The following is an 11,698-nucleotide window of genomic DNA, read 5'->3' as shown; positions in this document are numbered from 1 at the left end:
TCAAAGGCCCTCCTTTCCTTATCGCTAACAGCCTATGCACGCGCAAAAGAAATGTCATGCCAGACCGAGCCCAAAAAGGAAACGGACAGCCTTTTTCAAAAAAAAAGCGCATTCGCTCCAGAGAACGAATGCGGATCGTCATTCGATTAGTGGCGGGAAGCCGGTTCGGATATTTCCGACAGCGCGTCGCTTGCTTCATCAAAATGCGCCTGACGGACAGCCATGTCTCCCAAGGCAACAATCCCCACCAATTTGCCATTTTCCACGACAGGAAGCCGACGAACCTGATGCTCCGCCATAATTTTGGCCGCTTCGTCGACGGTCATCTCCGGGCGTCCCAGCACGATGTCACGGCTCATTACTTCAGAAATCGCTGCTGATCCTTCCCGTTTTTCCGCCAGTCCGCGAATCACAATGTCGCGATCGGTGATCACGCCGATGACATCGTTTTTCTCATCAACGACGGGAATCACGCCAACATTCCAGTCCCGCATTTTTACCGCCACTTCATACACATTATCCTTTAATGTAACCGTCGCCACATCTTTGGTCATGATCTGGCTCAAGGTTCGGTTTTCCACTTTGGCCAAGTTCGGTCTCCTCCTTTCGTGAGTAGCGTTTGTATTGTGACCGTTTCAGCAAATTTTCATACAGAACTATTCTTTCGTTAGTAGGTTTATGGTAATATATAGTGGTGAGCACTGAGAAGAAAAGACCATAAGGCGCCGCGAACGCCTTATGGCCAATGTTTCTCCCTGTCGGTCCCCACATGGGGCAGCTCACTTTTTACAAGGGAAGTAGGTCTTATGCGCCAATGGCACATAAGGGACTACTTCTTTTTTGTCGTCACCAGGATTACGACCAAAGTCCCGAATGCAATCATCAGACTCAACGCTTCGTAAACCGTCATTCGCATCTCCCCCTTCCTTGAGGGATTAGCCGCGCCCGTCCGGGGAGTTTTCTAGTCCTTTTAACAAATTATACCATATTTCTTTAACACAGGACATCATAATCCTGATTTCAGTTATGCATTGCACTTCCTGCTAAAACCTACTATCATAAGAGAGTAATCATCGACATACAGAACTTCTCAGATCCTGCAAACGAATACATCGAACCTGACAAGTAGCCAAGGAGGTCAAACGAATGGTTATCAAAGATACGGGCATTGCAGCAAAGCAGGTGTTACTGGCTGATCTGGATCATTATACCAGCGAAGCTGGTTTCGTCCGTTGGGCCTGGGATTATAACCACGCTACATACGATTTGAAATTGGAGGATAAAGGCAGCGTTTATTACCTGCGTATCCAAGCCAATGTCGTGGAAGGCAAAATTGAAGATCCACATACACTGTTGGAATTGGAAGAGCCTTACATGGGCAAACATCTGTTTCCACACGGACTCGATTATGACAGCCCAGTTCCGGACAATGTGCTGCAAACGGCAAAGCGCAAATTGCAACTTTTAAATGAAAAATTGGCCGCTTTGTAAAGGACAGCGGCACTGGCAAAGAGGGAACTCCCCTCTTTTGTTTCATGTGGAGAGGTGAGTTGAAACCATGAAATCCCGGGGCGTACCCGACTTTTTATTACTTCTGTTGACAGCATTGTTAGTCGGCTTTGGCATCACCATGGTTTTAAGTGCCAGCTCCATCTATGCGCTCACCAGCTTCACCGGTTATGGATGTGATGTATGCAAAGGGGACGAGCTCTATTTTGTGAAAAAACAGCTGATGTGGGCAGGCATCGGGCTCATCGGCATGCTGGTGGCCATGAATATTCCGTTCTCTTTTTACAAACGTCACTTCTTGATGATTGCCTTTCTCAGCTTTGTCTCATTGCTGCTGGTACTTATGATCGGACCGAAAATTAACGGGGCCCGCTCCTGGATTATGCTCGGACCGGCCAGTATTCAGCCATCCGAGTTTGCCAAGCTGGGCTTGATCTTATATTTGGCGGCGATCATTTCCAAAAAAGGCGAAGCTTTTCGCAATTTTAAAAAAGGGCTGATTCCGCCGCTCGTTGTGACAGGGCTCTTCTTCCTGTTGATCATGGCTCAGCCTGATCTCGGGTCTGCAGCCATTTTGCTGGGGATTGCCGGTATCATGATGATATGCGGAGGAGCACGGATTTTCCATCTGTTTATGCTTACCGTCCCGGTATTTTGTCTGTTTTTTCTGCTCTACGTCTTGTTCCACCCCCATGCGCTCTCCCGGATATTGTCGTACTTGAATCCGTGGGAAGATCCGCGCGGCATTAACTACCATTTGATTCAATCGCTTTATGCGTTTGCACATGGTGGCCTATCGGGAGCCGGATATGGAAAAAGCATCCAGAAGTACCTGTATCTGCCAGAGGCGCATACGGATTTTATTTTTTCGATCATTGCCGAAGAACTGGGCTTGATCGGCACCATTGTCTTTTTGCTTGTCTATTTAATGTATTTGCTTCGCGGCATCTTTATCTGTTTAAGATGCAAAGACACGTTCGCCAGCCTGGTTGGCATTGGTACCGTGACGATGATTGGCTTTCAGGCATTGATCAACATCGGCGGTGTTACCGGAACGATTCCCTTGACCGGGGTGCCGTTGCCGTTTATCAGCTACGGCGGTTCGTCGCTGATGGTCAGCCTGATCGGTACGGGAATCCTGCTGAGCGTTTCACGGGAAGTCAGCAAGCAAAAAGCAATGGAGCAGCTGCAACAAAGCGGTTAGCTCACGGGATAAAAAACAGCCATCCTGGTCGGGATTGGCTGTTTTTTCTTGCCTATGAAGTTAGCGCTTCGACTCGTACATCTACCGCTTCGACCAGCAAACCAGTCAGCTCTTCCACCTGATGTTTCACAGTCTGCTGCAACAACCGGCAAAGATCATGAATCACGGTTCCATAGGGGACGGATATCGTAAAGAGCAGACTGATTTTCCCTTCAGTAATTTTGACGTTGACACCTTTCGCATATCCACCTCCCTGGACACGCTTGGTCAAATCCTGGTAAAGCCCGCTTGATCGCATAGTAATGCCCTCGATTTCTTTCGCTGCCTTGGCAGCGATCACAGCGATTACATGATCGGCAATATTGACCTTTCCACGCGCCCACTCCCCCATGAAACTCCCTCCTTACCGGATGGCATCCCATTCCTTGCTTCTTTGCTTATATTATAAAGAGCCTAGGCTTGGTTTTGAAAGATAAAATCTTGCTTCAATCTCGTTAAGGTGGGGGCCGTGCAAACAACTTCCAACAGTGCCGCTCCCGGAAGCTCAAACAGCTCGTTCAGTTTTTCCATCAGTTCCCCAACCGTGCGGGCTCGCAGCGCCGTTATGCCGAACGCCGTAGCCAGTTGCACGAAATCGGGGTTCTCCAGCTGTGTGCCAAACGGTTCATAACCTGACTGTTTCATTTTTACCTCTTCCAGCCCCAGCGTGCCGTTGTTGACGACAACGATCTTGATCGGCAAGCCCCGTTCTTTAATCGTCATCAGTTCGCCGACATTCATTAACAAGCCGCCGTCTCCGACAATCGCCACGACTTCTTTCTCCGGTTCATTCAATTGCGCCGCGATGGCAGCGGGAAGTGCGTACCCCATTGTCCGCCATTTTCCTGAAAAAAGCGGAACTTGTCTCATGGCCCGAAAAGCCCGGTTAAACCATAACGTATGCTCCCCGGTGTCGAGCGCCACGATCGCTTCAGGAGGGGTAATCTGTCCCAACCGGGCCAACAGCGTTTCCGGCTTGACCTGTTCTTCTTCCGATTGTCGAATCAGATTTTCTGTCTCCTGCCAAAATTGTTGGTGCAGCTGCATGAGCTTGCTGCGCCAGTTTTTGTCCGGTTTTTTCTGCTCCAGCCGTTTTTGCAAAAACGTCACCGCTTCTTCCACGTTCGCCGTAACCGGAACGAGTTTCGGATCATGATGAAACGCTTCCGGATTTTCGTCGATTTGAATCAGCGGCAGTTCTGCCGGGATGTGGGAACGCGGAAACCAGCTGGCACCGAAGATGACGAGCAAGTCGGCATCCCATAATGCCTGCAGCCCAGCTTTGCTGCCTCCTTCCCCCAAGCCCCCCAGCACAGCGGGGTGCGAATCGGAAATGGCGCCCTTCGCACCGAGGGTCAACAGCAAACCCGCGCCGAGCTGATCGGCCAACTGCGCCAAATGGCGAGTCGCCGAGCGTGCGCCGGTTCCTGCCAGGAAGAGCGGCTTTTTCGCTCGCTCGATCACTTCCGCCGCTTGTTCCAATTCGATCCGCTGGGCGCGAACTTGATGATGGACTTCGGGAAGAACGTTTACCACCGGACTGCTCACCCATTTGCCAAATACATCCTTGCTGATCGCCAAATGGGTGACGCCCTTGCGTGTGGCGGCAATCATAAAAGCTTTCTGAAGCACCGGTCCAATCGCTTCCGGATGCGCAACAAGCGTGCTGTAATGAGAGATCGCCGACAACAGCGGCTCCTGTTGGACATACTGCTTGTAATCTCCCCCGAGCTTTTGTGTTTCGACCTGACCCGTAATCGCGACGACCGGCACCCGGTCCATATGGGCATCGGCCAATCCGTTTAACAAATTAAGCGTTCCCGGACCGCTGGTAGCCGTGCAGACAGCGGGTCTTCCCGTCAATTTCGCTTCGGCGGACGCCATCATCGCCGCCGCCGATTCATGCCGACATTGAACAAACTCGATTTGTGTCTGCTTGCCCATCGCATCCATCCAGGGTAAGATCGCGTCACCCGTTACCCCATAAATTCGTTTCACGCCCCAACTTGCCAGTTGCTCAAGCAAATATTCGCTGACGAACCGTGTTTTCAAAAGTGCTCATCCTTTCTGTTACAACTCACGATTAGTGATGTGCAACTCTCCAAAAATTTACTCTCGTGCCCGCAACTGAAATTTGTAACAATGGGACACAATATCCCCAATGAAAGAGTAAAAAGGAGGTTCAAGCATTGAAACTTTTCTGGAGGAAAATGCTGCTGGTCATGGGAGCGTTTCTTTGCACTTCCTCGGCCTCAATGATGCTTCCGTCCCCTGCTGCCGCGTTTAGCGAGCGGGTGCTGGAAGTCGGTATGACAGGCAAAGATGTCCGGGAGATGCAAGGAAGATTAAAATTTCTGGGGTTCTATTATGGAAAAGTAGATGGCGCCTTTGGCTGGAGCAGCTATTGGGCGCTGCGCAACTTTCAGTACGAATTTGGCCTGCCGGTTGATGGTGTTCTCGGTCCTGATACGAAAGTAAAACTGTACAATGCGACAACACAGTATCGGCCGACAGCGGAGGAACTGGGAGTTGCTCCGCAAAACCAAAACCGCGGCGGTGGCGGTGGAACGGCCGGAGCGGCCACCCCCGGCGGTCAGCAGGCTGCAGCGCAACCGACAACCGTTCGCCGCTCGACCGGTTTTTCTGACAACGACATTCGATTGATGGCCAATGCCGTTTATGGCGAATCGCGCGGGGAACCGTACGAAGGACAAGTGGCTGTCGCTTCTGTCATTCTTAATCGCACCCGCAACCCCAATTTCCCCAATACACCTTCCGGGGTAATCTTTGAACCTTTGGCCTTTACCGCTGTGGCTGACGGACAAATCTGGCTGACCCCGAACGAACGGGCGAAAAAAGCGGTTCGCGACGCGATCAATGGCTGGGACCCCACCGACGGATGCATCTATTATTTCAATCCGGATACCGCCACTTCGGCCTGGATTTGGAGTCGTCCGCAAGTCAAGCGGATTGGCAAGCATATTTTCTGCCGTTAAGGGGCAAAAAACAGGCACGCTGCAAAAGCGTGCCTGTTTGTCCATTACCGTCCGACTTCTTGATGCTGCGCCATTTTCACAAAGCGTTCCTCACGCTCAGTCGTGCCGCAAACACCGCATTGGACCAAATATGCTTCTCCTTTGTACGGCTGGTGAAACGCATCAAGCTGTTCGGCTGTCAGTTCAGCGGCGATTTCGCCCGTTTGCGGATGGAGACGGACATAATGCGGAATCTGCTCGATGATCGTAAAGCGCATCCGGTTTGATTTGCAGGTAGGGCAAAGATAAGGGCTTGTCATGAAGGGACACCTCCGGTAAATAGTCAGTTGCTGCACCCTTTAGTTTCCTCCAAGCCGTTGTGTCTCTATACGTCTGGAATCAAATTGTGAGAGAGATGGCATATTATGGTTGATTCATATAAACTATAGGTTGTATAAAATTCCCATTGAACAGAGGTGTCAGAATGAATAAACGTCTCTTCTTTTTGTTGATCGGAGCCTCCGTTGTGCTCGCTGCTTTTTCACACTACTTTTTGCAAAATGAAATCATCCGATTTATAACCGCATCTCTGGCGATCATTTTTCTCGCGGCTTGGCTGGGAAAAGCGACAGAGAGTGTCGCCCACTATGCGGGCAACCGCATTGGCGGTTTTTTAAATGCCACCTTCGGTAACGCGGCGGAACTGATTATCGCCTTCTTTCTGGTCAAAGAAGGGAATTTCGATATGGTAAAAGCTTCGATTACCGGTTCGATCATCGGAAACGTGCTGCTGGTCCTTGGATTAAGCGTGCTTTTTGGCGGATTGAAATTTAAAGAACAAAAATTTAACGGACGTCTGGCCGGCTACAATGCATCGCTTATGACCCTTGGGGTCGTCGCGCTGTTCATCCCCGCCGTCTTTCTCGGTGAATTGCCGTTGGAACGCATACAGACACTGAGCATTGTCATTGCGGTAATTCTGATCATCGCTTACGTGCTGTGGCTTATTTTTTCGCTCGTGACCCATAAAGAATTCTTGGCCGACACCGAACAAGAGGAAGGAGAACCGCTCTGGTCAAAAGGGGTCTCGATTATCATGCTGATTGTAGCCACCGTGTTTGTCGCGGTCGTTTCGGAGTGGCTCGTACATAGTGTCGAAATCGTCTCTCATACGCTGGGATGGTCGGAACTGTTTGTCGGCGGATTCGTGATTGCGATAATCGGCAACGCGGCGGAGCATAGCGCAGCCGTTTTGCTGGCGATGAAAAACAAAATCGGCGCGGCCGTGGAAATCGCGATCGGCTCCAGTCTGCAAATTGCCTTGTTCGTAGCGCCAACCCTCGTTCTGGTCAGCTTGCTGTTCGAACATCCGATGAATATCGTCTTTAGCGTGTTTGAACTGGCGGCAATCGCTGTCGGCACGCTGATCGCCATTTCGATTTCACGTGACGGAGCAACGAACTGGTTCGAAGGTGTTCTGCTGCTGTCCGTCTATATCATCATTGGTACCGCCTTTTACTTCGTATAATGAAAAAAGTAGCGGGGAAGCACTCCTCGCTACTTATTTTTTAATACTATAGGCATCATGGAGATCAGCCAGCTTGCGCTCGAGTTCCCCCAAAATTTCCCGACCGGTTTCCTCTTCGATTAACCCTAAACGTACAGCAAAATCTATTTCACGGGACAAGCCAAACATCTGGGTGTCCAATACTTCCTCATACAATGGGCATTGCGGCATATTCAAATTCTCCATTTGGACATCAATCAGTTTGTAAATTTTATCCGCATCAGCGCGCAACAGAGCGAGCGCTTTCGTCATCAAGTCGGGAACTTTCATCTCAGTCAAAACCTATCCCTCCGTTTGCCTCCAACCATCTATATCTTACATACTACGCCATTCTGGCCTGTTTGAAAAGGGGAGAACCGGTTCCAATATGCAATCCGTCTCTAAAAATACGATTATAACGCCTGCCTAAACATGATTTCATTATGACTTTTGTGGTTTGCCGCCTGGTAGTTTGTGGGGTAAAATAAATGGATGGTATTTTGTTTATCGACGGGAGGGAACTGAATGTCAGATGTGATTGTATGTAAAGGAGCCATCTCCTATCCGATTACGCTTGATCCAAGCGTGTGGATTTTTGATGACCGGAAAATTAACTTGGCAGACTATAACGGTGAAGAAGCGGACGATACGGAAAATTCGACGCTCACCTTTATCAAAGGAACAGGTGCCCAATGGGATAAAGAACTGCGGGAAGGGGCCGCTCTGCCTTCAGAACGGCCAAGCCTGACAGAGCAGCGCAAAGCCCTGGAAGGGGACTATGCGATGCGACTTGCCTATTTTATTGAAAACGCGCAGCCTGATCCGTCCGTTTCCAAAATGGTCATTCACCGCGAACAGGGAGACAAGGTTACGCTGTCGTTAGCCGATGCCAAGCGAGCCATCTTGCAGTTTTCCAAAGACGGAAAACCGATTCGGGAAGGCGGCCCTGTCTATTTGTATCTGCCCGAGACTTGGAAAAAGAAGGAACCAATCGATCAAATTACGGTTTTTGAATTTGTCAAAGAATAATTGCCAATCATTGTCAATCCTTGGGGAAGCAGGACGAAACCCGCTTCCCCTGTAAAAAATAAAAAGCTATCCTTTGTCGGATAGCACTTATACGTTCGAGCAGCCAAATTAGACAACAATCCGGTCGGTAGCAATTGCGCGTCTTTTCATCTCTTCGAACAACAACTGGATAAACTCGTTATCTAATTGAAGGTCGACAGCTCGCTGGTATACTTCTACTAACATCTGATCGCTCAAGTATCTCACGGTTGTCACCCCCACATTTTCGGTCTGTGTTCATTCTAGCATCTGATAAAAGGCGGGACAACTATTTCCCTATCCACAGCGCTTGTGGACATCATGTGGGTAGACTGTGGGTAGTTTGTGGGCAAGCTGTGCACATATACTCAAAAAGCAGTTCCCCGTTTGGGGATTTCTTTTTTACATTTATCCACAATAAGTCGATATTTGTCGAAAGATTTTTTGTTTCACGCCCCTTTTGCATGAAATTACATTTATCCGGTAAAGGAATCCAGGCAAAAGGAAAAGGCTTGTCTCCGGTATGATCCCGCAGGCAAGCCTTTTCTGTTGTGTCATGTCCGATCCAATCCCGCTTATTTACTCTCGCTTCCACCTTTTTTGAATGAGCATCAGCGAACAGCCTGACAGCAAGGCAAAGGCCATATCCGTCAGTCCATAAATCAGCCAGGCGTCGAGATTGGCCACCAGTGTCGTTTGATCAGATGCGATCGCCAACAATGGCAAAAAGAAAGCAAGCAAAGGCCCGATCCACAAGCGCTTGGCTGCAAAATACCCTACTGCCCCGAGCAAAAAAGCCAACAGCGGCAATATCATAAAAATGAAGACATATGGGTCAAAATCTATCGAAAAATAACGGTAGAGCATGTTTGTCACCTTTCGTTCCGTTTGACTGATGATTGCTTTGCTTTACAGGCCGAACGCTAACGGATCGATACCCGAACAATTTCCGTAATGACAACCAATGCGAAGACGAAAGCACCTGCGGAACTGGTTAACAGCAGCAGACGTTTCAATTTTTTGATTTCTTCCATTTTTGTCTCCCTCACTCTCTTCCATCCCGGTTTTTCAGGAATGTTACTTCTTATACGAATGAAGGAGCAAAAAAGTTTCAATTATTTTTGCACGGTTTTAAACAGATAAACCGTTTTTTGTTTTAACGCTTTGCCATGAACCGAGCGCAAACCTGTTGTCATTTTGACGCAATAGAACGTATCGTACTGCAAGCGTTGCTTTGGCAGGACATAGATGCTTTTGCCGTCTTTTGAAAGACTTAGCTCAGCCGCTACTTTTTCTCCGGTGGCATCCTCCAGCCAAATATACCGGGAAGTAACCGATTGCTTGTCCAGTTTGAGCGTAAAATTGATCGAGATTCCTTTTGACACAGACCGATCCAGATCGACTTGCGCAAACAGCTTGTAGCCATCCAGCCAACCGCGGTTTTCCTGCTGTCCACCGACGGTAAATTTGACAAGCGGCAGTCCTTTGTAGCGCAGCATCAAAGCTTCTCCTGACGGCCATTGCCGCTGCGGCTTGATCGATAAAGCGTGGCTGCCAGGGGAAAGCCGATAATCGACTTGTTCTCCATCCGCTGTGCTCACGGAGAATTGGGCGGCCGCAAGAGCAGGGTCAATCTCATCGTGAAACTCCAGTTCGATTGGTTCATCTGCGGCCAGCATTTCCCCCCACTTTGGCGTCAGCATTTGCAATAAGCCGTCCCTTGATGGTTCGGGCAGTTTTTGCTTGCGCTTTTGCTCCGTCCACTCCAGCCACAATTGATTCCAAGAGTAAGCAAGCAAAGCGTCTTGCAATCCCCCGTCATCCAAATCCGACCAGGCGATGTTTAAATCCTCGCCTTGCAAATACAAGTTTCGTCCATCACGCTTCAAGGCGTTCGGATCGAGGCGCTCAATCTCTTTTTGCCACACTTGCTCCAGCGAGATTGTTTCGTCGCGAACCGCAATGAGGTAGTAGCCGGCAACCCAGCCTTTACCGCGATCGCTTTTGATCTGATACCAGAACAGATCATCTTTCTCTCGCGGGCCGGACAAGATTTCCGCCCGTTCCCGCGCCTGCAGCGTATCGACCACTTTTTCTCTCATCCCCGGCGCTTGCCGGACATTTAATGAACCGGCAGCAGCCGCCACTTCCACCGTATCTCCCTCGGCAAAATGGCGGCGCTCCACATCCTCGCCGGCCTCATGAATGGGCAGCGGAGTATCGTAACGTTTGCTGCCGCCGGGAACGCCGCTGGCGGGAATCAGTTCCCGGGGAATCGGCGTAATCGGCTGGCCAAACTGCTCGCGGGCAATTTTAATAATATTGTCCTGATAGGCCAGCGTTGTCCGAAACTTATTAGGAATATTGTGCGGATTGTTGTATTGGGACCAGCCGTTGTATGCCCAGAGAGCAAAATACCAGCTTTCCATCTCGTCCTTGTCCATCTTGCCGATTCGCGGCAGCAATCCGGATTCGGTGTAGGCCCGTTTTTCCAACAGCACCTGCGCCCCTGCCTCGAGGTTGTACCGAAGATCGTATTTCAACCGCTGTTGATCAAAGCGGGTTTGGTTGGTCAACTGCATCATGCCGATGCCGCCGTCATAGCTGATCAGCGGGTTCCCGTTGCTGTCAAACTGCCGCCAACTGCTTTCTTGCCAGGCCACTGCCTTGAAAATAACGGCAGGAATGCCATATTCTTCGGCAACTTCCTCGAGTTCCGCTTCGATTTCGGCCAACGGAGGATTTTTGCTGGTGCGGGCGGCAGCGGTCGTTTGCCATCGGTTGCTTGTCTCGGAGCGGCTCTCGCTCAATTTGGTAAAAGGAATGCCTGTCCAATGCTCTGTCACCCGTTCGGAAGGAAAGGCCGTCGCATCGCCATCGCGGTAGACCGAATACTGGACATAAACGCCGTCCGCCTTTACCTCCACCTGCCCTTGCGGATATTCATCCGATTGGTAAACAAGCTGCGGTTGTTCTCCGCCCTCCACTACCCAAAAAGATGCCGCGCCTGCCGATGAAGCCTCCTTGAACACAAGCAGCAGTTCCGGACGGGCATCCCCATTCAAATCGGCCGTCCAGCCGGCGACGGGTTGGAAAAACGGCGGCGTCATCCGGGAAAACAACAGTTGCCCTTCCCTTCCTGTCCATTCCACAAAATACTGATCGTCGACGGAAGTCCAACGCAAATGTTCGCTTTGTCCGCCACGTTCTGGATCATCGAGGCTTAGCTCGTTTTGTGTCTGCAAGTCGTAATGCCCAATGTTTCCCGTTGACTCGGCGAAAACCGTTTGGTCTGCGATCAGCAGACTACAAAGAAAAGCTGCTGTGACCAGCACAGCAGGCAAACGTTTCAGTTTCAATTTCGTCACCCATCTCGCT

The 11,698-nt window shown here is 50.1% G+C and carries 14 protein-coding genes; 5 read left to right on the top strand and 9 right to left on the bottom strand.

Going from position 1 to position 11,698, the window contains the following annotated elements:
- Positions 1-146: 146 nt before the first annotated feature.
- Together JOD01_RS00660 and JOD01_RS20015 are read right to left on the bottom strand one after the other, a co-directional pair.
- The gene (locus JOD01_RS00660; RefSeq protein ID WP_204516289.1) at positions 147-590 is read right to left on the bottom strand and encodes a CBS domain-containing protein; all 444 of its coding nucleotides are present in this window, start codon (positions 588-590) and stop codon (positions 147-149) included.
- A 239-nt stretch (positions 591-829) separates the two neighbouring features.
- On the bottom strand, positions 830-910 hold the full coding sequence (locus JOD01_RS20015) for a putative holin-like toxin (protein ID WP_420829066.1): 81 nt from the start codon (positions 908-910) through the stop codon (positions 830-832).
- A gap of 236 nt (positions 911-1,146) precedes the next feature.
- Here JOD01_RS20015 and JOD01_RS00655 point away from each other — a divergent pair, with 236 nt between their 5' ends.
- On the top strand, positions 1,147-1,491 hold the full coding sequence (locus JOD01_RS00655; RefSeq protein WP_204516288.1) for a YugN family protein: 345 nt from the start codon (positions 1,147-1,149) through the stop codon (positions 1,489-1,491).
- 67 nt (positions 1,492-1,558) lie between these two features.
- The gene (gene ftsW / locus JOD01_RS00650) at positions 1,559-2,713 is read left to right on the top strand and encodes a putative lipid II flippase FtsW (protein ID WP_204516287.1); all 1,155 of its coding nucleotides are present in this window, start codon (positions 1,559-1,561) and stop codon (positions 2,711-2,713) included.
- 52 nt (positions 2,714-2,765) lie between these two features.
- On the opposite strand, the gene JOD01_RS00645 is transcribed toward ftsW, so the two are convergent.
- Together JOD01_RS00645 and JOD01_RS00640 are read right to left on the bottom strand one after the other, a co-directional pair.
- Positions 2,766-3,104, bottom strand: a complete 339-nt coding sequence (locus tag JOD01_RS00645; RefSeq protein ID WP_204516286.1) for an Asp23/Gls24 family envelope stress response protein — start codon at positions 3,102-3,104, stop codon at positions 2,766-2,768.
- Positions 3,105-3,166: 62 nt separating this feature from the next.
- Entirely contained in the window at positions 3,167-4,804 is a 1,638-nt protein-coding gene (locus JOD01_RS00640) for a thiamine pyrophosphate-binding protein (RefSeq protein ID WP_239565102.1), read from the bottom strand.
- Between the two features lie 170 nt (positions 4,805-4,974).
- Between JOD01_RS00640 and sleB the strand changes: the two genes are divergently transcribed.
- Positions 4,975-5,748, top strand: a complete 774-nt coding sequence (gene sleB, locus JOD01_RS00635) for a spore cortex-lytic enzyme (RefSeq protein WP_239565140.1) — start codon at positions 4,975-4,977, stop codon at positions 5,746-5,748.
- Positions 5,749-5,792: 44 nt separating this feature from the next.
- On the opposite strand, the gene JOD01_RS00630 is transcribed toward sleB, so the two are convergent.
- Positions 5,793-6,047 carry a hypothetical protein gene (locus JOD01_RS00630; RefSeq protein WP_204516285.1) on the bottom strand — a complete coding sequence of 85 codons (255 nt, stop codon included), beginning with the start codon at positions 6,045-6,047 and terminating at the stop codon, positions 5,793-5,795.
- 164 nt (positions 6,048-6,211) lie between these two features.
- Between JOD01_RS00630 and cax the strand changes: the two genes are divergently transcribed.
- On the top strand, positions 6,212-7,255 hold the full coding sequence (gene cax, locus JOD01_RS00625) for a calcium/proton exchanger (protein WP_204516284.1): 1,044 nt from the start codon (positions 6,212-6,214) through the stop codon (positions 7,253-7,255).
- A gap of 33 nt (positions 7,256-7,288) precedes the next feature.
- Here the strand turns inward: cax and JOD01_RS00620 are convergent, their stop codons facing one another.
- Positions 7,289-7,573: an Fpa/YlaN family protein gene (locus tag JOD01_RS00620; protein ID WP_204516283.1), complete on the bottom strand. Its 285-nt coding sequence runs from the start codon at positions 7,571-7,573 to the stop codon at positions 7,289-7,291.
- 225 nt (positions 7,574-7,798) lie between these two features.
- On the opposite strand from JOD01_RS00620, the gene JOD01_RS00615 reads away from it, so the two are divergent.
- Positions 7,799-8,302, top strand: a complete 504-nt coding sequence (locus JOD01_RS00615) for a molybdopterin-binding protein (RefSeq protein WP_204516282.1) — start codon at positions 7,799-7,801, stop codon at positions 8,300-8,302.
- Positions 8,303-8,410: 108 nt separating this feature from the next.
- On the opposite strand, the gene sda is transcribed toward JOD01_RS00615, so the two are convergent.
- From sda to JOD01_RS00600, 3 genes are all read right to left on the bottom strand, one after another.
- On the bottom strand, positions 8,411-8,548 hold the full coding sequence (gene sda, locus JOD01_RS00610) for a sporulation histidine kinase inhibitor Sda (protein WP_204516281.1): 138 nt from the start codon (positions 8,546-8,548) through the stop codon (positions 8,411-8,413).
- Between the two features lie 351 nt (positions 8,549-8,899).
- Positions 8,900-9,187 carry a hypothetical protein gene (locus JOD01_RS00605; RefSeq protein WP_204516280.1) on the bottom strand — a complete coding sequence of 96 codons (288 nt, stop codon included), beginning with the start codon at positions 9,185-9,187 and terminating at the stop codon, positions 8,900-8,902.
- 248 nt (positions 9,188-9,435) lie between these two features.
- The gene (locus JOD01_RS00600) at positions 9,436-11,688 is read right to left on the bottom strand and encodes an Ig-like domain-containing protein (protein WP_204516279.1); all 2,253 of its coding nucleotides are present in this window, start codon (positions 11,686-11,688) and stop codon (positions 9,436-9,438) included.
- Between the last annotated feature and the right edge of the window lie 10 nt (positions 11,689-11,698).

Source organism: Brevibacillus fulvus (genome assembly GCF_016908525.1).
Taxonomy (GTDB): domain Bacteria; phylum Bacillota; class Bacilli; order Brevibacillales; family Brevibacillaceae; genus Brevibacillus_G; species Brevibacillus_G fulvus.
Note: the sequence above shows the minus strand (reverse complement) of the source record. Positions and strands in the feature narration are given on the sequence as shown.